The sequence below is a fragment of the Haloferax denitrificans ATCC 35960 genome, from assembly GCF_000337795.1.
GTDB classification, from domain to species: Archaea; Halobacteriota; Halobacteria; order Halobacteriales; family Haloferacaceae; genus Haloferax; species Haloferax denitrificans.
In genome coordinates this window covers 88912-112535 of record NZ_AOLP01000002.1, presented here as the reverse complement: position 1 = coordinate 112535, position 23624 = coordinate 88912, and the positions used below count along the sequence as shown (strand labels likewise).

16 protein-coding genes and 2 pseudogenes are annotated in these 23624 nt (G+C 52.9%); 10 read left to right on the top strand and 8 right to left on the bottom strand.

What is annotated here, in order from left to right:
* The first annotated feature begins 232 nt into the window (after positions 1-232).
* The gene (locus C438_RS18845; protein WP_082677780.1) at positions 233-1117 is read left to right on the top strand and encodes a hypothetical protein; all 885 of its coding nucleotides are present in this window, start codon (positions 233-235) and stop codon (positions 1115-1117) included.
* A gap of 81 nt (positions 1118-1198) precedes the next feature.
* On the opposite strand, the gene ddh is transcribed toward C438_RS18845, so the two are convergent.
* The 3 genes from ddh to C438_RS02605 all read right to left on the bottom strand — a co-directional run bounded on the left by ddh (position 1199) and on the right by C438_RS02605 (position 5522).
* The gene (gene ddh, locus C438_RS02610) at positions 1199-2128 is read right to left on the bottom strand and encodes a D-2-hydroxyacid dehydrogenase (RefSeq protein WP_004967692.1); all 930 of its coding nucleotides are present in this window, start codon (positions 2126-2128) and stop codon (positions 1199-1201) included.
* A 572-nt stretch (positions 2129-2700) separates the two neighbouring features.
* Positions 2701-3558, bottom strand: coding sequence for an IclR family transcriptional regulator (locus C438_RS18840; RefSeq protein ID WP_083899922.1), 858 nt, complete (start codon positions 3556-3558; stop codon positions 2701-2703).
* 725 nt (positions 3559-4283) lie between these two features.
* Positions 4284-5522, bottom strand: coding sequence for a hydroxyacid-oxoacid transhydrogenase (locus tag C438_RS02605; protein WP_049917679.1), 1239 nt, complete (start codon positions 5520-5522; stop codon positions 4284-4286).
* A gap of 241 nt (positions 5523-5763) precedes the next feature.
* Here C438_RS02605 and C438_RS02600 point away from each other — a divergent pair, with 241 nt between their 5' ends.
* The 7 genes and pseudogenes from C438_RS02600 (at position 5764) to C438_RS02570 (ending at position 13838) form a co-directional block, all read left to right on the top strand.
* Positions 5764-7095: an ABC transporter substrate-binding protein gene (locus C438_RS02600; RefSeq protein ID WP_082677712.1), complete on the top strand. Its 1332-nt coding sequence runs from the start codon at positions 5764-5766 to the stop codon at positions 7093-7095.
* 28 nt (positions 7096-7123) lie between these two features.
* A complete protein-coding gene (locus C438_RS02595; protein ID WP_004967688.1) occupies positions 7124-8023 on the top strand; it encodes a branched-chain amino acid ABC transporter permease in 900 nt (299 codons plus the stop codon).
* Positions 8023-9048, top strand: coding sequence for a branched-chain amino acid ABC transporter permease (locus C438_RS02590; protein WP_152421734.1), 1026 nt, complete (start codon positions 8023-8025; stop codon positions 9046-9048). Before C438_RS02595 ends, C438_RS02590 begins: the two co-directional genes overlap by 1 nt.
* A complete protein-coding gene (locus C438_RS02585; RefSeq protein WP_004967686.1) occupies positions 9041-9802 on the top strand; it encodes an ABC transporter ATP-binding protein in 762 nt (253 codons plus the stop codon). Before C438_RS02590 ends, C438_RS02585 begins: the two co-directional genes overlap by 8 nt.
* Position 9803: 1 nt before the next feature.
* Positions 9804-10526 (top strand): ABC transporter ATP-binding protein, encoded by a 723-nt coding sequence (locus tag C438_RS02580; RefSeq protein WP_049917678.1) that lies wholly within the window; start codon positions 9804-9806, stop codon positions 10524-10526.
* A gap of 54 nt (positions 10527-10580) precedes the next feature.
* Positions 10581-12275 (top strand): aldehyde ferredoxin oxidoreductase family protein, encoded by a 1695-nt coding sequence (locus C438_RS02575; RefSeq protein WP_049917677.1) that lies wholly within the window; start codon positions 10581-10583, stop codon positions 12273-12275.
* Positions 12276-12640: 365 nt separating this feature from the next.
* Positions 12641-13838: pseudogene (locus C438_RS02570) on the top strand (tyrosine-type recombinase/integrase).
* 221 nt (positions 13839-14059) lie between these two features.
* Here the strand turns inward: C438_RS02570 and C438_RS02565 are convergent.
* On the bottom strand, positions 14060-14665 hold the full coding sequence (locus C438_RS02565; RefSeq protein WP_049917676.1) for a hypothetical protein: 606 nt from the start codon (positions 14663-14665) through the stop codon (positions 14060-14062).
* A gap of 849 nt (positions 14666-15514) precedes the next feature.
* Between C438_RS02565 and C438_RS18835 the strand changes: the two are divergent.
* Positions 15515-15665 (top strand): annotated as a pseudogene (locus C438_RS18835) (IS5/IS1182 family transposase); the annotation flags it as partial.
* 377 nt (positions 15666-16042) lie between these two features.
* Positions 16043-16954 carry a hypothetical protein gene (locus C438_RS02555; RefSeq protein ID WP_004967681.1) on the top strand — a complete coding sequence of 304 codons (912 nt, stop codon included), beginning with the start codon at positions 16043-16045 and terminating at the stop codon, positions 16952-16954.
* 12 nt (positions 16955-16966) lie between these two features.
* Here the strand turns inward: C438_RS02555 and C438_RS02550 are convergent, their stop codons facing one another.
* The 4 genes from C438_RS02550 to C438_RS18830 form a co-directional block, all read right to left on the bottom strand.
* Positions 16967-20854: an Eco57I restriction-modification methylase domain-containing protein gene (locus tag C438_RS02550; RefSeq protein ID WP_004967680.1), complete on the bottom strand. Its 3888-nt coding sequence runs from the start codon at positions 20852-20854 to the stop codon at positions 16967-16969.
* Between the two features lie 542 nt (positions 20855-21396).
* Positions 21397-21765: an orc1/cdc6 family replication initiation protein gene (locus C438_RS02545; protein ID WP_004967679.1), complete on the bottom strand. Its 369-nt coding sequence runs from the start codon at positions 21763-21765 to the stop codon at positions 21397-21399.
* Between the two features lie 37 nt (positions 21766-21802).
* A complete protein-coding gene (locus C438_RS19265; RefSeq protein ID WP_152421733.1) occupies positions 21803-22501 on the bottom strand; it encodes a hypothetical protein in 699 nt (232 codons plus the stop codon).
* The gene (locus C438_RS18830) at positions 22501-23517 is read right to left on the bottom strand and encodes a ComEC/Rec2 family competence protein (protein WP_083899921.1); all 1017 of its coding nucleotides are present in this window, start codon (positions 23515-23517) and stop codon (positions 22501-22503) included. Before C438_RS18830 ends, C438_RS19265 begins: the two co-directional genes overlap by 1 nt.
* Between the last annotated feature and the right edge of the window lie 107 nt (positions 23518-23624).

The window sequence follows — 23624 nt, the reverse complement described above, 5'->3', positions numbered from 1 at the left end:
TTCGTCGGGAAAACCTCCGATATGGGCACGACATCTACCGACCGAGAGTACGACGGGGGTGTCAACTCGTCGTCAGTAGGGGGCTACCCCACCACGGAGAGGACACTCGACCCGCCATTCGATGAATTCGGGTCGCATCTCAACCAGAGCAAAGAGATGACAGCGTCCCAGACGGACCAAGAGGGTCCGGTAGGTGACTGATGAGTACACGAATCGCAGGACATCGACAGAAATGACAGAATCGACAGACAGTACTCGAACGACAGTCGAGTGGCGACGGATATCTCCCACCGATATCACCCCACCGATCGTTCGGCGGATTTCGCATCTCGAACTCAAACTCGAACACCCCGCCCTCGAGCCGAGCGGCCACAGCGACCGTTTCTTCCCTGATGCAATTCCGTACGAATCCGAGGGCACCTCGCGAGTGTTCTACTGGCGGCCGGCGTTGGCACCGTCAACCACCGACCCGATGGATTGGGAACTAGCCTGTGGGACGACTCACGAACTCGTCGGTTTCAACTCGCTTCCAGCCAGTGGGCCACCGCTCGTTACCGAAGGTGCGAGCGGAACGATACTCGTCGTCGAAGGGACGGTTGCCGGCGACGCGACGACGAGTCACGTGAGTTCGTACTCTACTCCCGACCTCTCCATCGATAGTCGGTCCGATACGGTGGTCGAACTGTCAGTAAACGGAACATCCCACACCGTCTCAGTCGGAGCGAGGCGTCGCATACGTCTCTCCGAGCAATGCATCCAACCGGTGGGGAGTGACAGTGAACCGACGACAGTTACACCGGAACTCGTCGTCCGCTATCCCGGACGTCGCGAACTGCATCATCCGGCCCGCAATGAAACGTATCGACTGTTTCCGTCTTTCGGCCTCGACCTCGACGAGATTCCGAATCCGCTCCCGGTTCCGACCACGGCTGGGGAACTCGACGATAGAGCCTTGGCGACGAAACTGGGCGTCGACCTCTCAAAACATGCCTATCCCGAACGAGTTCTCTGGCAGGCTTTCGCTCACACAGCATTCAATCTTCACACCGATGTGACCCCAGCGTTGACAACGCTAAATACGGGTCACATTGTGCTTCGGACGAGGGAGACCAGGTGACGCCGACGCTCGGGGTGTGAAAAGGTTCCGTCGGTCGGTGTGAACTCGAAGGATTCGGCTTTTTAACCGGTAAACGGGCCGTTAGACGACCCGATTGACGAGTTCTTCTCCAGCATCGATCTGGGTAAGGTTCTTTTGGACGAGATCGGTGACGTTCCGGTAGTAATCTTCGGTGAACCCCGCACAGTGCGGAGTGACGAGAACGTCCTCGGACTCCCAAAGTGGAGACTTCTCGGGGAGCGGTTCTGCCTCGAAGACGTCGAGTGCGGCCCCACCGAGCACCCCTGCATCGAGAGCATCAACGAGTGCCTCTTGGTCGACCACCGGTCCGCGAGCGACGTTGATCAAAATCGCATCGTCTCGCATTGCGGCGAACTCTTCGGTCGATATCAGGTGGTGAGTCTCGTCGACGAGCGGAACCGCGAGGACGACGAACTTCGAGTCCCGGATTGCTGTCTGGAGATCATCAGGAGTGTAGACTGTTTGGACCCCGTCGAGAGGCTCACCGGAGCGACGAACGCCGACGATGTCGAGTCCAAGCGCGGAAGCCCGGTCGGCGACACCTCGGCCGAGTGTCCCTAACCCGACGATACAACAGCGTTCTCCCGCCAGCGTATACGCCTCGTCCCATTCCGGTGGTGACCACTCTCGCTTAGTCTGCGATTTCACTCCTGGGAGCAGTCGACGAGCGAACGAGAGCATGTATCCCACGACTGTCTCGCCGACCGCAGGTCCGTGGATACCACTGCTGTTTGTGAGAACCACTCCGTGCTCGCGTAACTCGTCGAACGGAAAGCGGTCCACACCGGCCTGAATCGAGTGTATCCAGTTGACATCATCGAGATAGCTCTCGTGGTAGGCCATCGTAACGACCGCATCGTACGCTTCGAGTGAGTCGATACCGGCGTCGACGACAGCGGTATCGACCGTCTCTGCGAGAGCATCTCGCAACACCTCGGGGGGAAAGACGGTTGAGACGGATTCGTCAACCGCAATGCTAGAAACCTCCATACTCGCTTCGTTCGGTAGAGGGGGTATTCAAGACTACGGTGGACTAGGTCTTGACAACGCCTCATTCGAGATTAAATGACGTTTGTATTTGATTCTCTGTTTGACAGCTCACCGGTCTCAAGCGAACTTTCTCCGGAAACAGTGGGGTGTGAAGTTCGGATAGCAGCGGTAATTCTGAGCTCTGCTATTGGCTCAGTGGAAATTCTCAATCATGAACTTATCTTGCTTATTGTGCGGTCAATAAAGCGAGTACTCATACGGATTCTAATTATATGAATATTGATTGTTCTAACAAAGTAATTGAAATATGATAATAGAAGTCTTCCCTCTACTCAAGTAAGTCTACTCGTATTCGACTCTAATCGCGCACGGAACAGTAGAACAGTATTCTGAGATGTGCTAGGGGAGGCGATGAGGACACAGCCTATATAATTTCATGGCTGTAAACGGGACCATTGCCAAGCGTCCCGATAGAGCTTGATGTAGACTTCCTTGTCCATGTAGGCGGACATCTGAAATTAACAATCTGCTAGATAGAGTGGCAATGACAAAAATTTGACTATCAAATTCTATTAGAGTAATTTAATTTCTATGATATTCGTCTTCTCTGCGAGTATCTCCGGGAGCTCTGTTTCGTAGTACTCTCCAGAGATCCGGCTCGTCGGACCGGAAATACTTATAGCTCCAAGAACTCGGTTATCTACGTCCATAATTGGAGCACCGAGAGCGCGTATATTTGGTTGGGCCTCTTCGTCGTTAACTGCAAACCCATCCGCACGTATTTGTTCTAACTCGTCTCGGAGCGTCTCCCGGCTGGCGATAGTATGTTCGGTCAGTTTATCGAATTCAGCCGATTCAATGATTTTGTTTCTTTTATCCTGAGAGAGATTTGCGAGAATTGCCTTACCTGCTGCGCTACGGTACAGTTCTGCACGTTTACCTTCATAGAAGTAACCAGGCTCTAGTGCATCTTTACCCGAAACATTACACACCATCACGCCAGTCCCCTGCTCTTCAATCATCAGCCAGCAGTTCTCGCCAGTCTCTTGGGCTAACTCTTCAAGTGCAGTTCGTGCAGGTTCGTACACATCAAGCCATTGCCTGTTAATCTCGGAGCCAATCTCAAAGAACCGAAGGCTCGGCCGGTATAGGTGGTCGTCTTTCACAACGTACCCTCGGTCTTCGAGCGTCGCGAGATGCTTATATACCGAACTGACAGAGTAACCCAGGTGGGTTGCGACCTCGGAAACAGTTGGTTCTCGAAGTTCTCGCAACGACTCGATGATATCAATCGACTTAGCCACTGAACTCACGAGAACACCCTCAGGTCGACCCTCCCCACCGGGAGAACCCCCATCGTCTTTATCTGTTGGTTGGTTCGAGCCCATTTCGTAATAGGAAATGTCCTTTTTGTATATCAATGTGGCCATTATAGGTAACTCGGCCTGTGCCTCCTGTGAGAAACACCACACCCGCTCTTTCTACCTGGGTTACTCATTAACTATTACAATCGTACTACTGTAATTCTATATTCGTGATTTGCTCCAACTGATTTCGGTGGATGGTGATTCTAACATGATGTGGCTAGGCCTCGATCTCTGGCCGGATTCTATACCGTTCGGATTGAGAACTAGACTCCCCTTCAGCTTTCAGAACAATTCTCCAGCAAGTACGGTTGAAACGCAAGCAGGTTCGCGTTCAATAATAATTCGTATTGGGAACACACCGAAGTGCTTTGCACAACAGACACGGAAGAGCGAATGCGAGTGGAAAGTGCAAAAACGGGCAACATTATTCTGTAATTTCGAAATGGACGTACCTTTTTTCTAGCTTATCTCGGGACCACGATATGCTCTGATTGGTCCTGGGTCTTTGAACCAATTGTTTTTAGGATGACTACATTTCGTGACGATAAGAATCAAAACTTCGCCATTTTATATCTCGATTTATTAACGATTGGATACAGCAGCTCCAACAAAGAAACCGGACGTGGTCCGCTCTCTGAACCAACCTACAGTACCAAAAAGTGACAAGAGCGAGGACGGGTTCTCTTCGTGCTTCGTAGAGGCTCCAGACGATATTACGGAATCTGGACCTTGACGCTGACCTTGTGACGGATTGAGGGTTTTGTTGCTAACGCTAAGTTGCGACCACCCTAGAGAGATTGCTGGAAGATGTGTTCAACATCAACCTGTTCGACACGTCTCGGATTGCCGACGAGGAGACGTTGGATCTCCATGGTGTCTTCGGCGAAAGCAGCGATCTCGTCTTCTGTCACGCCGAGTTCGGTGAGATTCTCGGGAATCCCCACATCAGAAGCGAGTTTTGCGACTGCAGTTGCCGCTTTCTCAGCGGCCGCATCTCTACTCAACCCTTCGACGTCTTCGCCCATCAGGCGAGCAATTTCATCGTATCGGTCGAAGGCACCGGTGGCGTTAAACCGCATGACAGCCGGGAGAAGCGTTGCAATCGTCACTCCGTGAGGGGTGTGATGTTCGCCAGCGACCGGGTACGCCATCGCATGTGTCGCACCTAGCCCAGCATTGGTAAAGGCGATTCCAGCCATCAGGCTCGCTAATGACATGTTCCGTCGAGCTTCAAGATCTGAACCGTTGTTGACTGCACGACGAAGGTTGTCTGCGATTAGCTCGATTGCTTTCCGTGCGAGTTGGTCGGTTAGAATCGTGCGACCATTGTAATCAGGGCGATCTGCCGGGTCTTCAGGGCGTGGCTTTGTGTCGAATCGCCGTGTCGTGTACGATTCAATAGCGTGAGACAATGCGTCCATACCTGAGGAAGCTGTTGGCCCCGGTGGGAGTGACACGGTCAGTGACGGATCGACGAGTGCCAGATCGGGATATTGGTGTTTACTTGAGATACCAACTTTCAGCTTCCGATCAGGGAGCGAGATGACCGACACAGGTGATGTCTCAGATCCTGTGCCAGCGGTAGTCGGAATTGCAATGACTGGTAGCGTCGGCCCAGGAACGGGTTTTCCATCCCCAGTTGGTGGAGCAACGTAGTCTAAGATTTCACCACCGTATTTATAGACAACACCGGTCGTCTTTGCGACGTCGATTGAACTCCCACCGCCAACGCCGATTACCACGTCGGGCTCGATCTCGCGGGCGACTGAGATTGCGGCCTCGAAAATTTTGAGCGAGGGGTCTGGTTCGACACCGGCGAATACTTCCACGTCAATGTCTTCTTGCTGGCGCAGTGGGGCAGTGACCTGGTCGATAACACCCGCCTCCTTGACACCCTCGTCAGTAACGATAAGGGCAGTATCACCGTCTCGGCTCCGTATTTCAGTGGGCAGTTCCGAGACCGAACCTGTCCCGAATTTCACTCGATTCGCCATGCTAAACTCCCAGACTGTGTCTGGCTCGAACATACCATATCGGATTAACTTAGATACTTAAACTATTTGTTACCGGCATTAATTAGAGAATCTAGTTGGCAATTCCTGATCATGGAAAGGCAGATTATCGAACATACAGAGCCTGTCTAGCTGAATTGTGACCCTCGTGATAAATGAGGTACTATTCTTCACGGGAAGAATCGAGGGTGATTTATGAGGCAACAATTTCCATGAATGTCAAGATTTATTATGTAGCACTTATGTCTCTCTTGGTATGTCGAACAATGACATTGTTTCGCGGAGGACACTACTTCGTGGTATGGGTGCAGCAGGACTTTCCACTTCCCTGTCAGGATGTGCGCTACTCGGAAACTCAGACGATGCTTCGAAAGATGTCGGCAGTGGCGACAACAAGGGGCAGTCTGAGGCAGATACATCAGAACCAGTGAAAATTGCGTTCATCACCTTCACCTCCGGTGCGGCGTCAATCTTCGGTAAACCATCGGTGAACGCTGCCAAACTGTTGGTTGAGGACATTAACAAGAACGGCGGTATCCTTGGTCAACGTAAGATCGACGCGCAGTACATCGACGAGGCCGCCGGAACAGACCAGATGGTGAGTACTGTTCGCCGTCTCAAGACCAAAGATGACGTCGATGCTATCATCGGATTCGTCTCCAGCGGTGACGCCCTCGCTGTCGCTCCCGTCGTCGACGAACTTGAACAACTCACACTCATTTACGACGCAGGAACCCACCAACTCTTCGAAGAAGAGAGCTACGAGTACGTGTTCCGGACGTCAGCTCACCTCTCTGTCGGCGCAATTGGTGCTGCGCGTTACATCGACCAGTATATGCCTGACGTCGAGCGCGTTGCTGGAATTAACCAGGATTACTCGTGGGGTCACGACAACATGAATATTTTCAAAGCGGCTCTCAAGAAGCTCCGCCCTGACATCGAAATTGTGGCGGAACGGTTCCCTAAGCTGCTCGCAAAAGACCACACAACACACATCAGCAAGCTGAAAGACGCCGAACCTGATGTGATATTCTCGAGCTTCTGGGGTGGTGACACAGTCACGTTCACGAAACAGGCACAGTCGCAAGGGCTCCTCGACCAGACGCAGATGATCTTCGGCGGCGCAGAACACGAACTGCAGGACATGGGGAAGGACATGCCCGAAGACATCATCACAGGTGCTCGAGGGCCCCACGCATTCAATTACGCGAGTGCCAACCCAGTCCAACGGAAGTTTGTCGACGCGTACCACAACGAATACGACTCTTACCCAATCTACCCGTCGTATCACATGTGGCAAGCAATCAAGTTCTACGTCGGTGCCGTCGAAAAAGCGTACAACATCACGGGCTCGTACCCCACGCAGGACCAAATTGTTGCCGCGCTCGAAGGATCGTCCATTCAGGGCCCGACGGGAAGTGTTGCAATGCCGAACCACCAAGCGAAAGAACCTGCACTCTTCGGCCGCACAACGCACAAAGACGGCTATGATTTCGCAGTCATGGAGAACTTCAAGATGATTCCTGCCGGACTCGTCAACCCGCCGGACGGCGTGAAGACGATGGACTGGATCGAGCAGATGCCCTAATACGAAGCCCACATCACACTATCTAACCATGGCAGCTGGAGATATCCTCCTATACGTGTTCAATGGCCTCTACTATGCGGCGATCCTGTATCTCGTGTCGCTGGGCCTGAGCCTCACGTTTGGAGTCATGAACCTGATGAATATGTCCCACGCCGCGTTCCTCGGGCTTGGGGCCTACGTAGCGGCATCGCTCTCGAAAATGGCAGTCGGCATTGTCGACTCACCCGTCGTGCCGTTCCTCGTGATGTTGGTTGCTGCACCGGCCATCATCATCGTACTCGCGGCGGTGTTAGAGCGGACAGTGTTCTCACCGCTGTTCGAAATTGACGAAACTTACCAGCTACTCGGGACGTTCGGCGTCGTACTCATGTTAGAGGACGCTATGCAATTCGTTTGGGGCTCATCGCCGCTGAGCATCTCGGGACCGCTCGAACTTTTGGGAAGGGTCCCGATGTTCGGCAATACGTACCCGGTTTACAACTTACTTGTAATCGGTATCTTCGGGCTCGCAGCGGTTATCCCGTTTTTGCTGTTCAAACGGACAAAACTCGGGAAAATCGCGCAGGCGATTGCCGAAGACGAAGAGATGGTCGAAGCATTGGGCGTCGATGTGAGTCGTGTTAGACTCGTCGTGTTCTCGGTCGCCACCGGCTTTGCAGGGCTCGGCGGTGCGCTACTCATGCCACTTGCCTCCGCGACGCCGGGTCTATCGGTCGAGTATATCCTCCTCGCGTTCGCCGTCGTTGTCATCGGCGGTCTGGGGAGTCTTCGTGGCGCGATTGTTGGGTCGATCCTTATCGGACTCATTCGGAGTTTCGGCATCGCGTACATCCCAGAGCTCGAACTCGCCATTGTCTTCCTGATTATGGCTGGCATTATTCTCGTCAAGCCCGAAGGACTCTACGGTGGAAAAGGGGTGCTTGAGTGATGAGTGGAGAAGGCTTGTCAGCGATCACAGAGCGATTCAACGGCTCGACGATGTTCCTTTGGTACGGGGTGGCACTCGTTGCGTTCATCGTACTGTACGCACTCCCGTTCCTCGTCGACTCGCCGTACTATCTGAACCTCATCGCGTGGATTCAAATCCTCGGTATCGCCGTTCTCGGCTACAACATCATCTTTGGGTACGCTGGGTCGCTCTCGTTCGGTCACGCAGCGTTCTTCGGAACCGGTGCGTACACTGTTGCCCTCTTGATGAAATACACCGGGATCCGAGAGTTGTTCATCCTCGTCATCCTCGGTGCCGTGGCAGCGGTCGCAGTAGCAGCAGTTATCGGTGCAGTGACTCTCAACACGTCCGACATCTACTATTCACTGCTAACACTAGCACTCGCACAGATTCTGTACGTGCTTGCGGCAAAACTGTACAACATTACGAACGGGACCGACGGCATCGGTGTTGGACAACCGCACGTCTTCGGACAGGCGTTCGAGAGTCTGACCGTGATTACGTTCTTGACCGAGTTGTACTACTACATCGTCGTACTTGCATTCGGGCTTTCAATTGTGTTCGCGTGGCTCATCGTGAAATCGCCCTTCGGTTTAACGCTAAAGACGCTCCGAGAGAATCCCGAGCGCGCACGCGCAATGGGTATCCCAGTCAAGCGTTACCGGTGGTATGCAACGCTTCTTTCGGGACTCTTCGTTGGCTTCAGCGGGGCGCTGTACAGTGTCCTTTCTGGACACATAACGCCCGAAATCCTCGACTGGACGTACTCGGGCCAAATTGTCTTCATGACCCTCATTGGTGGCGCAAGCACGTTTGGAGGCCCACTCGTCGGGGCGACAATTTATGTGTTGCTCCGTGAGTACGCAGTCGCACTGGTGTCCAATTACTGGCAGTTCACAATGGGGTTCATCATGTTCGTGATCGTGGTGATTCTCCGGAGTGACGGGCTCTGGGGAGGAGCCAAACGATTAGTCCGACATTACGGAGGATCCGATAATGAGTAATCGCGCACCACTGTTAGAGACGAACGACCTTCGGAAAACATTCGACTCCGTCGTCGCGGCGGACGACGTCGACATCGAGTTCTACTCAGACGAGATTGTGGGTGTCATCGGTCCAAACGGGGCCGGAAAGACGACGTTCATCAATCTCGTTTCCGGGGCACTTTCGCCGACGAGTGGACAGATAACGTTTAAAGGAGAAGATATCTCAGAGCTCGCCGATTACAAGCGGGTGAAAGAAGGTATCGCACGTTCGTTCCAGCTTCCGCATCTTTACGATGACCTCACCATTATCGAGAACGTCAAAGCCGCGCTAGTCTCACGTGACGGTAAGACCTCAGACTTTGTTCGTCCACTCTCGAGGGACGAAGCGGTTCACGAAGAAGCGCTTGATGTGCTTGAGACGTTCGGGCTAACGAATATGCGGGAGATGAAAGCAGAGAACCTCCCGCACGGTAAGCGGAAGATTCTGGACATCGCGATGTCATTCGCGCTCGAACCGGACCTGCTGTTACTCGACGAACCAACGAGCGGTGTCGGATCTGAAGAAAAAGAAAACGTGATGGACATCGCAACGAATGCAGCCCGAGAGACTGGAACGTCGCTCATCTTCGTCGAACACGATATGCAACTCGTTCTTGATTACTCCGATCGAGTCGTAGCACTGCACAATGGCCGTATCCTGACCGAGGGCGAGCCTGAAGCCGTACTCAATTCGGATGAAGTGCTCGAACACATCCGCGAGGAGGGCGCCTGAGATGAGTTCCTTACTCGAAATCGACGACTTGCACGCCTCGATCGATAACGTTCCCGTACTTCGCGGTATTTCCCTGGCTGTCGATGAAGGCGAGACTGTCGCACTCATTGGCCGAAATGGCGCAGGCAAGACGACGACGTTCCGAAGTATTATGGGACTCATCACTCCTTCGTCTGGAACGATTAGCGTCCGAGGCACTGATGTGACAGCCGAGCCGCCGCACGAGCGTCCAGCCCTTGGACTCGGAATTGCCCCGGAGGACCGACGTTTGTTCGAACATCTAAGTGTCCGTGACAACCTCCAGATTGCAGCCTGGGGAACTGAAGAGCGATCTGACATGGAGTTCGATGATATCGTCGAGCGTGTCACGGGAATCTTCCCGGAGATGAACAACTTCCTCGATCGACCCGCTGCGCAACTGAGTGGCGGTCAACAAAAGATGGTCGCTATCGGTCGAGCCATCGCCGGAGACCCAGACCTCGTCCTCCTAGACGAACCGTTCGAGGGACTGGCACCTTCCGTCCGAGACCAGCTGATTCAGGGTATCAGCCGAATCCAAGACCTTGGCGTTTCAATTCTCGTCGCCGAGTCGAACATCCGATATGCTGAACGGACGGCAGAGCAGTTCTACGTCATCGAGCGCGGTGAAATTCAAGCCGACATCACGGACCCGGACAACCTGCTCGAACACGAAACCATTCGACGTATCTTCGAGGGCGCATAGTCGCCCTCACCGTTCGATTCGGAACGTTCTACGACGACAGGCCACATTGAGACCATGACAAACACGAAGAAATCTATCACGCTTCACAACGAAGGACCGTTACTGACAATTGATCTGCGCGCACTTGAGGCGCAGGAGTCAGATATCACTCCGGTGTTAGAGACCTTCATCGGTGGACGGGGAGTCGCCACACACCTCGCACACGAGCGGATTCCGTTCGATGCAGATCCACTCGGCTCCGAAAACCGACTCATCTTCACTTCGGGTCCGATGCAAGCATCCACGATGAGTTTCACCGGTCGAATGAATGCCACTGCAGTTTCCCCGCTTACTGATGGGCTCCTCTCATCGAATGCGGGTGGCTTCATGTCGCGGAATTTCGCAGACACTGGTTACAGTGCGGTCGAGTTTGTCGGTAATGCAGAGTCACTCGTAGCGGTCCACGTCCGTGACGATGGTGTCGAGTTCGAGGACGTAACCCATTTAGAAGGTGCGACAGTCCCCGAAACGGTCCAGTACTTTGACGCTGAGTACGGTATCGGAGCAGACCAGACGGCTGTTATCGGCCCGGCGGGCGAAAACGAAGTCCGCTTTGCGTCGATCATGACCTCCGAAGAACGTGCGTTTGGCCGTGGTGGGCTCGGCGCTGTCCTCGGGGCAAAAAATGTGAAAGCAGTCACATTCGGTGGTGACTCTTCAGCAGACATCAACGTCCCTGCATCACAGATGGAGATTCACCGCGAAGCAGCGACGGACGACCACATCATGAAACGTCAGGGGACAGTCGCCGTAATGGACCTCGCAAACGAGATGGATGGCCTTCCATCGTATTACTTCTCGGAGCAGCAGTACGAGGGAGTCAATGGTATCAACGGTGATGCTGTCGAGGCGAAAAAATACAAGAAAGGGACGTGTTCTGCGTGCGCGTTTGCGTGTAAGCTCCCAACGAGAGATGAGGAACGCGGCGTCGAAACCGAGGGCCCAGAGTTCGAAGTTGCGATGGCATTCGGCTCGAACGCAGGTGTCGACGACATCGTCGATGTGATGAAATCGAACGACCTGTGCGATGATTACGGCCTCGACGCAATCAGTACAGGCAATACGATTGCAGCATATCTCCAAGCAGAGGATGAATTTGGAAATCGTGAGCTCATCTGGTCACTCGTAGAGAAAATCGCCCACCGAGAGGGAATCGGTGATACGCTCGCGGAGGGAATCGACCGCGCACATGCAAAGTTAGGCGTGGAAAACTGGTCGGTCAAAGGGATGGACTTCGCTGCTCACGAAGGCCGGGTCTTGCAAGGCCAGGGCCTCTCATACGCGGTTGCAAACCGAGGTGCAGACCACATGTACGCGACGTTCTACTCCGTTGAGTACCCGCTCGTACCAGCCAAAGACGGGTTAGACCCGAACGGAACGCTTGGAAAGTCTGACCGCCTAGTGGAGCGTGAAAACCTGATGGCACTGTGCGATAGCGGTGTTGTCTGCAAATTTTCCCGGGACTACATGAGTCCACAGCGGTTCGAAGCTCTGTTCGGAGCCGACTTTGACGACCTTTTGTCAGTAGGCGAGCGAATCGTGACTCTTGAGCGCCACTTCAACAATCAACGTGGGTTCAACCGCGATGACGACTGTCTGCCGTATGATTTACCTGACTTCGAAGCAGCACTCGACGAGTACTACGAACATCGGGGATGGAGCAAAAGTGGTGTCGTTCCTGACTCCGCCGTGGAATCAGTAACACTCTGATTACGTTTCGGTTACGACTCCCTTTTTCTGAAGCTACAATGGGTTCATCTTCCAGAAATTTGGGCAGCAGCCGAAATTCAGTTTTGTATAGCGGTATATGATATATGATACGTAGTGGGAGAAACAGCCCAATTTTACTAATTACGGTTGTGTATGACCCACTCCTGCACAAGCCAAAGTATTAACTCATTGTGAGAAAGTCGGTGAGTAATGAAAATCTCACATTCAGAATTACCCCAACACGCAGCGAGAGGGTTACTCCCCGGTGAGCAGGCGTGAATCAACAGTCTGACTCCCAGGGTTCGAGCATTGAAGAGACAGTTTCAGACGAAGGGACGAGAGAGCGCCGCTACAAGTGGTCACAAATGAGCCTCGACGAACTCGTCGATGTCTACTGGCAAGACATCGCACCGAAGCGATATCGCGATGGATTCGACGAGGACCGCGACGTCCCAACCTACGACTGGCTCACCGAACACGGGTACAGCGGCATCGCGTACGCGTTACGCGAGCACCACGATTTGACGCCCAAGCAGTTCTTCGTCGACGTCGTCGGTCTCGAAGATAAGGAATCTGAGGAGTGGGAATGGGACGTCGATGACGAAGATACTGTCAACGCTCTAGAAGTGTACCTCAACTCGATACAAACTCGAGGTGGACGGGCAAAGAGTACTGTGGACCCATCGGACGAGGTTGGCCAAGTGGGTTCGAACGTATCGAGAACTACACGGGACGGATGCGTTGCTCGAACCGCTGTCTGAGTTAGATTCGCAGCCACGAGAGATAGAACGCTGTCTTGCCGTCCTCGACGTCTTCGACGAGGAACTCTCGACGGACCGGTCGAAACTCGAGTATCTCCACGTCGCAAGAGCGTGGTACGCCTTCGTGAAACGCCGGAAATACTCAAAGTACAATCCACTCTCTGAGGCTGGCGAAGAGTTCGGATGGGGAGCCAGCGAACCGGACCCACAGGCATTGTCGGCGTCGCAGGTCCGTCGGATCTACAGTGAGGTGGATTCACCCGAAGCGGAGTTGCTCGTCGTCGCGCTTGCTGGGTGGGGGTTACGACCTTCAGAGGTTGCCGCGTTGCACGTAGACCAGGTGGTCTTGGACGCAGAGGATCCGCATCTGTCGTTCGGTGATGGAGAGCGGAAGAACGGCCCCGGTGAGGTGACGCTGCTGTATGGCGTCGACGTCGTCGCTGATCGGATTGATACGCTCTCTGACCGTGAGACGTGGAACGGGTATCTGTTCCCGTCTCGGTCATCGTCGACGGGACACGTGTCAGTTAGCACGATACGTCGTCGGTTCAAACAACTTGCTGACACTGCTGGTGTCGTTGTCGATGGGGGTACGCCGACGCCGAAGATGGGACGGCGGTTCTGGTACTCGGCGTATCAGGAGGCTGTTGGAGAGGTGCTTGAAGGATTGGAGGGAGCTGCTGAAGACCAGGGGAGTTCGTCGACGGAAGTTGTACTCCGGAACTATTTGTCGAGGGAGCAAGAGCGGAAGGCCCGGCGAAGAAGGATGTATGAGAAACTGGAAGAGGCCTTTGATCGATAGAGTAGCATGCTGTGAAGCTATACGGCATCCTCGATGTATGCACCTTCTCAGTGTTTGCAGTCATCGCAGGTGATAGGGTTCAACTGATGTAGCTCCAGCTTACGACGTTAAAGTCACTTCCTCTGGACCACTTCCCCAATACTGATTGAGCAGGTAGTATATTCTTGCGACTCTGTAACAACTGTGAGCCTCAGAAAAATGGGGTGTACGCCGCTTGCCCTCTAGTGGAGGTACGCGGCGACGGCCTCTGTGAAGTAGTAACGATACGCCACGTGCCGGAATGTGATTCGTCCGTACGTATCACGTCTGTCGGCCTCATCGTGGTTCTCAATTCCATCGATCGCACCGTTGATTCGGTCGACTTGGTCACCTAGTTCACCGGCTCGTAGGTGGTCAACGACACCATCAGGGTCAACATCGAGCGCCTCGCTTACTACCGAACGGACGGTTACTCCACCGTCGGCGACGGCTCGCTCGTCACCCGAGTCGGGCGCATCGTCGTCTTGGATGTGGTCGACAAGGGCTTCTCGGTCATCGACGACGGTTTCTTCGAACTCGCCGTTGACGACGTCGTCAAGCCGTTCGCTGATGACGTACGTCTCGGGACCGGGAGGGAACCACCGAGTTAAGACGTTGGTCTCGCCCTCACCGTCCGTCTGTGGGACCGAAGTCGAGCAGAGGTTTGTGAGCGCAGTCTTGAGTTCGCAGTCGAAAACGGACCCGTCCTCGTCTGCTAGCTCCTTGAGTTCACGTTCGGTGAACCCGTCTCGACCGTCTGGAAGAACTGCATCGTCGATGAGTTTGATGACCCTCACCTGGTCTTCCAAGCTCGGCTGTCCGCTGTTTGTAAGTCTAACGTCCGCTATCAGATCTCTGATTGAGATTGTTGTCTCCTGTGGGTTGGGTAAAGCATCTCACCAGCGGCAGATTTATCAACGCCCGAGAGAAGCGTTTGATTGGAAACGTTCTTGCGGGCTCGTGCCGCCGGGGGAACCCGGCACCCGTTGGCGCGGGTATCGGGCCCTCGGTTCCACTTTCGTGAGCTTCTGGTAACCTATCTTGTGGCTAGTTCTGAGCCACTGGTTCGTAATAAAGATTCGGGTGCCAATGTCGGGAATGAGTAAGATAGAAGAACATGTCTTTCAAAACATTCCTAATACAGTCTACTTAGGGGTTCTAGTGGGAAATTTACGGCGATAGGGAGATGCAATAGATTTACACAATACCTGTTCACCCACACGACAACATATCGAAAATATGAGTAATAAGAAACGAATGTCTGCTAAGGAATTAAATACCAGATTTTTGAACTTTAATATAGTATCCCCCATATAAGTGCTAAGGCGAGTCGATTTGGTACCAGAGTCATTCTAGCTTGTTGAGCAATTTTAGCGTACGGGACTAAAGTGGTCGATAACTAGTTAGAATTATGCCATACTGATGAGTCACAAAACAAATTATTGTAAAATAAAGTTTCGGTCAATTAATCGCAGTTGCAACAACTGATCCTGATCTTACCGTTCTACAGTGGCGTTTCTAACGTCGTCGAACTCAACTCGGCGGCCCTGGTGAATCACTAGACTACGTCGGTTTCGACCGGTAGAACTTGGAAGATGAAGCGGGAAACCGGCGATGTCTATGTCGAAGGTATCCCGCTTCACGAGCAAAGCGGTCACGGGCCTCAGTACCGTCAAAGATCGATGTGTGAGACCTCTTCTCGTCGATAAAGCGCACGCACGGCGACGCTGTACGTACGCGAACGTGGTACCGAGAATTTCGTGTACCCGTGTTGAAATTCACCATAATATCAAGCGTGCTGCAATATAGCCAAATCAACCGCAATATGGCAATTCAACAGATCCTCACTGACCAGGACTTTGCCGTCAATCCCGTTGGTCGCGACAGTAGGACGGGAGTCGTCAGCAGTTCTTTCGACGAACTCTGTATCTATGAGTCCCTTCGCTGCACGGCGAGCGAGAATGGCGCGGAGTTGGTTAGCGTTGTGGGGTGAGAACTCGATCGTCTTCTCCGAGTGAAGAACGGACGTCTGCGTTCAGGTTCTCCGGACCTGTAGGTCAGTTCTAACCTACCTGAAGACATTTATGATTTGATTGACAATAATATGTCTGCTGGGAACAACTTCGCTCGATAGAGAACGAATTTACGTCCCAATTCTTCGAGATGGGCGAAACGAGCGTCACGTCATGAAGAAATTTGGGGGGTTGAGCCGGTACGAAAAACTTCGAGAAGGTAAGGCACTGTGTCCATTACTCGAAATCACGAGTCCGAAGGATTTCGATAATCTCAGCCCATACCGTCAGGCTAGTGATCGACTGTTTCTCGAGTTGCCTGAGTACCTGTCCGAGAAAAGCAATGGACTGAAAGAGGACGTGGATTCACTCCTCGAAGTCCACAGCAGTCAGAACGAGTTCTACCGAGAGTACGAGGACAAAATCGACATACCAGTGATTTCTGGGCGTCCCGTTCCAGAAACGCTCGAAGCGTATCGTACAGCAAGAGAGCGTTTCGGTGAAGTCGCAGTTCGTCTGTTCCTCTCCCGAGAATTAGACGACGGCGAACTAGCGGAGATGAACCGACTCGGTCACGAACTGAGAGAAACAGATTACGCGATATTCGATTTGGTCGATACCGTGGACATGGACAGAGGTGATTATGGCTATCTTGAGGCTCTCGCAGACATTTTCTCAGCGAGTCGAACGATAGTCGCAAACGCGATGAACGTCTACTCGGGTGAACCCTACAATTGGGGGCCTGAAACGGCGGCGGAACACGGGTTCAATGGCTTCGGAGACTTTGCCGTAGGTGGTCGGTATCCACCCGTTGCTATTCCGAATTTCCACGAAGCGACCAAGATAGTTCGACACTACGGAGTAGGCGACTTCGAGATTAACGAATTTGAAGGGGACTCATACGAGGAGGCCGCACAGAGTCTCGAAGCATGGAAGCCGTGGAGAAAGTCTCACTGTCCTTTCTGCCGACAGTTAGGCAGACGGGAGGATGACTGTACCAGCCATATGGCCAAGCAAGTTCGAGTTGGGCATTACATCCACTCTGTACTCGAAAACGACCTCGAATTGATGGACGAGCAGACGTAACTGAACAGTGAATCAGAACACTTCGAGGTAGTCTTCGATAACCTGTCGTTCGTCGTCGGTCAAGTCGAACAGGTCGTACACCACGTCGTCGATCTCGGCTTCGAGGTCGTCGATGCTCGTCTCCTCGACGGTCTGCCTGTCGGCTTCCAGCGCCTCGATGAGTTGTTCCACGTCTTCGGTACGCTTCGGGATGGGAATCGTCTGTTCCTCTCCCTTCTTCATCTTCCGACCGTCAACGGCGGCGTGGACGTACTTCGCTCTGAGTTTCCGGTCGTCTCGATCGCCCTTGTCCATCTGTGGTGCGGTAATCTCGTCCGAGCGACCTGCTTGTACTGCAAATCGACCGTCTGCGAGTTCCTGGATACTCGCGTTCACCGGGTAGCGACGGGTCTGCCACTCGTAGTCGATGTAGCCGAGTTCGGCATCGAAGTCTCCGAGGTAGGCTTCGGGGAAGCGCTCAGTTCGACTCTCCAAGTCGATGGTGTCTGTGATCTCACCGGCCTTCTTTCGGAGAGTATCGAACTCTCCATCTCGTTCAGCAGTAATGCAGGGTAGTTTCTCGACGTACTGGGAACGGTATTCGTAGTAGCCACCGGCTTTGACCGTTGTGATGTGTTTGAAGTAGAAGTCGAGTGCGTTCGAGTTCAGTTCACAGGCAATTTCCTGTGTTAATTTTCTGAATTTCGGGGTGAGGAGGACACCATAAGCAGTAGTAAAGTACCACGTTCCCGGCTCGTCGATCATGAACGTGGCATCTTCAGAGATATGGGCTTGGATGATTTTCGGGATTTCAAATTTGTCGAGGTTCTTCGGGTAGATGTACCCATACCAGTCCTCTTGTCCTTCCATTCGACCGCTCTCTCGTGCTTCAAGAGCCTCTTTATGACTGATGAAGAACTGCCAAGTGAGAGGAAGGTTATCTCGGAGGTATTGTTCTGAGTATAGGCCTGAGTCAAATTCGCCATCATCAGTCTGTTCTGTGTAGTAGGGGTGGACAACGTGTAATCCAGACCAATCTCCACGCCATCGTTTCACCTCATCGCCCTGAAGGAATGGCCGTAGCAAGTCAGACTCGATTTCGTACTCTTTCGATTCACCGATTGGTACGACAGTGACTTTCTCTCCTGTATCGTCTGACTCTATCCTGTCGGCATCGAGTACGTCCACAATGTAGATTTTGTTCGCACTCGTCCGAATCCCCTGAAACACTGCATCAGTAACCGACTCGATGCGGTCGTCACCTTTGCTTTCGAGTTTCCGGAACACCTGCAACTCCTCCGGTGGCATCATCGACCAGTATCCATCGCCCAACTCGCTCTGTGGGAAGTCGAACACGTCGATGTAGTCGTCAGAGTAACCCGGTTCTCCACGGTGGTCACGGACTGCTGTAATGATTGCCTCGTCTAAGGCCCGTCCAGAATCATCGTCGACGTTCGCCTTCACACGGACGCACCGTATCTCATTCTTATCCCGGGAATCTTTGTCCGGCGCGTCCTCTGCGATGATGATAGCCGGGTAATTCGTCGCGTCCTCGAATACGCCGGAATCACGGAAATCGTACACCTCATCGAGCCGGGAATCTCGACGGAGTACACGGCGGATGCCCTCACCGTAGTCCGTGACCATGAACTGATTCGGCGTGATGTATCCGAGTTTTCCGCTCCCTTCTTTCAGCCAATCGAGGCCACGTTCATAGAATGGACAGTAAAGGTCGTAGTTCCCTGTTGTGGACTCGTAGAGTTGCGAGAGCATCGACTTCTGCCGGTCGGGGAGGTGCTGAATCCGGACATACGGAGGATTCCCGACGACGTACCCGTAGTCCATGTAATTCTTGACGACGAGCGAGAGAACCGTATCCTCGAAAATTTTGAACAGTCGACCATCACCGTGTTCGAGTCGAAGGTAGCGCACGGTTTCGAGGATTTCCTGCAGATACGGCTCGAAGAACTCCTCGATGCCGTCGTATTCTCTCGTCGTGTACCGCTCGATGCCTTGCTTCAGGCCACCGCTGTATTCCCACTCACCTTCGTGGAGATACCATTTCGCAACGTCGAGGACGCCCTGAAGCGCCGCATAGTATTCTCCGAAATTCCGAACACCCGTGTTCAGTCGGATGTTATCGAACAGTGGCATCCGAACCCTCTGCACCAAGAAGCCGTCCTCGTACTCGGATTCATCGACTTCATCCTCATCAACTTCGACTGGAAGCGGAACCGGGATACGTACGTCCTGACTGTCCTCAGTCATCGAGTCGAACGTCAGTTGCGCAGTTCCATCGTCGCCGAGGTCAACGCCACTCAGTTCGCGCTCGTTTCGAAGCGAGTCAGTACGGAAGATCGGGAGCCGACGAATCGTGAAGTCGCCGTTGCTCTGCTTCGCCTCCTTGTACTTCGGCAAGATAGCGACCATAAAGCGAATCTGTGCCATCAGGACGGCGAACGGGTGAATGTCCAGTCCGACGATGTGGGGACGAGTACACAGTTTCGTCAGGTGTTCCTCCCAGTCTGGGTCGTCGTTGTAGCGTTCCACGTCCTTGATGTATCGTTCCACGGCTTCGACGAGGAACGTCCCTGAGCCACAGGACGGGTCGATGAGGCGTTCATCGTGAATCCCCATGTCGTAGCCGACGCCGTCCATGATGTAGTCCACGACCTCCTGCGGCGTGTAGAACTCACCGAGGGCTTTGCGCGTTTCTGGGTCGAAGTACCGCTGGTACAGGTCTCCAAGCGGGTCGCCTTCGACGGCAGAGAAGTCGAACTTCAGGACGGAGAAGATGACGTGAGCAACAGCCCGGCTAAACCGTTCACGGGTTGCAGGAGAGACACGGGTAACGTCAGTCCCTTCCTTCGCAACGTCGCGGAAGCGGTTGTACGGGTTCTTGTGGAGGCTTGCTGTTTCCTCTGCGTAGCCGTCTGTCCACCAGATGAAAATGTCGTCCTCGAACAGGCTCTCGACGAGTTGGTTCCGCATATCGTCGATCATCCCGTTCGCCGCGACCGGGTAGGCGTCGAGGCTGATAGTCCCGCTGAAGCCTCCGAGTTCCCTGAAGTAGCGTTCGAGGCCACGATCGTCAGGGAAGAACTCGTGGTCGAGAGACGCCTTGGCGAGGAGCAGGCGAGCGAGAAGGGCGTGTCCACTTTCGAGGGCGAACATGAAGTCCCGAAGTTCCTGTTTCCCCCCGTCGATGAGGCCATCCCACGAGTCTGGAATCTCGTCAGGCTCTGATGCGTAACTCGCTTCCCAGAAGTCGTACGCTCCTTTCACGAACTTCGCTTCTTCCTCATCACGGAGTTCCTGAAGGAGGTCGACCATCGAAGTGACGAGGTCTGCGAACGGGCTGTCTTCCTCTAAGCGGAAGGTCTCGAAGAAGTGTTCCCGACCGAGTTCACCGGAGAGTTCCACCGCATCGAGGCCGTCCAGATACTCATTGACATTTGTTGGGGCGGTAATGTCCCACTCTGGTTTCGAGAGTGCCGCACCGAGGTCTGCGGCGTGGCTCGACGTTGCTTCCGTGAGGTAGACGGTGAGCATTTCGTCGTGTCCTTCCCGAGAGTAAAGCCGAATCTCCTCACCGTTGGTCAGCACCCCGTAATCAGCTTTGAGTTCGTCGACGTAGTGGAACAGTTGGTCTTCTTGTTCCGTGCCGAGTTGCTTGCCGGAGGTCTTGAACTCGTAGATAGCAGTTACTGACTCGTTTGCGTCGAGAGTGACGTAGTCCGGTCGTCGGTTGTCCGGGAGTGTCCACTCGCTTCGGAGGTCGTGGCCCGCGCCCGAATATCCCAGTACCTCGTAGAAATTCTCGTTTAGGAAGGCGTTCTCAACGTCCTTTTCGCTCATCCCATCGTCGATGCGTTCCCCAATCCCGTGGAGGGCTTCGAGGAGAGACGACGTGTCTGTCATACATCCCCTGTCACGAGTGGGGGTGATAATATTTCATATCGCATACTGTTAGTGAATCAGTCTTTCCAGGCTTAATCCAGATATCTATTCGAGGTGAAGTCAGTTGCGAGTGGAAATCGCGTCCTGCTCACAGAGAATCAACCGGAGATGATGGCAACCGTCAGGGACACGTTCGATCACGTTTCACCAAGTAATCGTGATTATAGACCTTGGTAGACGTCCAAAGTCAGAGAAATCACAGTCGAGATGTATCAGGAGTCCGTATGGGCCGACGAACAGACCCCAAAGACCATCTAGCCAGTGGATATTAGACACGGTCAAAACGGCTCCGTGTGAACCATATAGACGTTCACTTACGGAAGTTGGAGGGCGTCAGCGGACGACCGAACCGTGGACTCGCTTGGGAGGGGGGCCTCTGACAACAGCAGTTTCCAATTGGTCAACTTACTAATCAACCTGTCTATTGTCTGGAACGTGTCTGGCGGAATTACGGCAGCCCACACCTCATGCGTCGAATGTAAAATCAGGCGACAGGGACGCTTTCAGGGAATCAATGGTTGCCCACCAAGCGGCTCGAATCGTGAATCCCGGAGGATGACCGCCTGGACGATATCTGAGTCTTCGAGTAGGTGGTAGAGGTAGGGAGTGACGCCTCGTCTCCGACCCCTCCCGACAACGCGTTCGGTCCGTCCAAGAATATCGAGAAACACGGCTTCGTTAAGCAGGTCATTCATTCGGCGCTGCGAGAGTGTATCCATGTCCAGTTGGTTTGTGATGTACCTGTTGACCTCGTAAATCTCGTTGCTCGAAAACTCGGCCTCGTTCTTGGACTCAACTAGTGCCGCGAGCGCGAGAATTGGCGCGTTTGCCTGAGTTGGTTGGTCTTTGAGTAAGGCTGCAAAGCGGTCCATATCTGCCCTTGTCACAAGCGTCCTTGACGCCCAATTCTTACGAGCCTTCACCTCCCTTCAGGCCACGTGCCTCTCCTGTTTGGTCCATGTAGAGATCCGCAAGTGCATATTGAATGAATAATTTGTTGAATTTCTTCTTGCGGTTGTTGAAAACCAGGGCAAAAACTGCACTGCCCAATACGAGTGCCGATAGAATTGGAATGGAGCGAGCCTCAACTAGACCACATGAATCGAGCAATAATGACGCTGGAACCATGGCAATTACCAAGACCCAAGCCGCCGACATACTTCGGTGGAAAGAATGTATTGCTTGGAATCTGAGAGATCTGGTAGCGGGCGTTGTCTCGATGTAACTGAGCAAGAGTCGGAACAGTGTCCCATTGTCTTCGAAATCAGACGGTAGACAGAATCGTCGCTGCAACAATGGCCACGCCATTCTTTCTACGTGGGAAACTCGGATAGATATCTCCTCTGGGCCACCGAACCGGACACTGTCAATGACGTCCCCAAACAAGCGCGGGGTACCGTTTAACCAACTCGCAAATGCTTGAATTACGTGGCCGAATGTAAATGCTAAAACTGCAAAAATTGCTGCAGCAACAGCTATATTAGACAATTCGAAATATCTTTCAATCTCAATTACCACACCAACCGAGAGAAGCAGTATCGAACCAGGAATAAGATTTGCCAAGACGTCGTAAAGCTCTAATGAACGAAGAGTACGGGCAACAGCCATTATGCGTCCCCGGGTAGATCGAAGATTCCGTCAGGATATTCCTTAAATACGTTTAGAGAACCGCGCTCTCCACACGTCACTCTAATTCTCCCGTACTGCCGCGTCGAAATCACGTCACAATCGTCACTGCAGACTCGACGATAGTCTTGATGGGCGTCGGTCGAAGGCTTGTTTCCGACACTCAAGATAACATACTCTGGGTCCATTGCCTCTACTGCTGGTGCGTGAAATCCGTCCTTTCGTCCGTGGTGTGATGCCTTGAGGACGGCTACGTCTTCTAAGACGTCTTCGTTATGGTACTTGAGAATTTCTTCCCATGCTTCTTCTTCAGCATCTCCAGGGAGCAGAATACCACCAGCTCTCGTGTTGATCTTCAATACCAGACTGATATTGTTGAACTCGTTCTGTTCCTGGCCCTCGTTCTCTTGGTTGACTTGTTCGACAAACTCTGGGGTTGGATGGAGTATATCAATATTATCGTCTTCCCAGTACTGCCTTTTATCTCCACGAGTTGGTTGCATATGGAAGTGGTCTGTATCCCCCGAGCAGATCTCTTGATACTTAGCCCAGTCACTGGAGTCGTACTGGGGTGGCCAGTATCCGTCTAGGTCAAGAGATTTGTCGTGTTTTGTGTCCCAGATTCCAGAGATACCAACTTCATCGCAGAGCCGTTCAAAGCCCGATAAGTGGTCCATATCTGGATGGGTTGAAATGAACCTCCAGACGTCTTGATCTCGTTCGTCAACTTCGTTTTGGAAGTATTCAATTGGATCGTTGAGATATTCCTGTGCGTACTCTTCCTCGGAGATTGGCGATTTCGTTAGAGATCCGAAAGCATTGGTAAGAAGTGCGGATAGTCCTGCAACATCTTTTTCTTTCTTGTCTTTCCAATCGTTGATATCTACAAAAGAGATTCTCCCTTTAGACCTGTGTTGGTCACCAGGATGACGGATGATCGTACAATCTCCATGGTCCACATTTAAAAAGTGGATATCTAATCGAGTATTTGGAATCATTCTTTGAAATGCATCTTTCACAGACACAAATAAGGGTGACCGAACCATGGTGAAAGTGAAAACACATATTGTCCATGTGATTGATTCACTCTGATTGAATTACATAC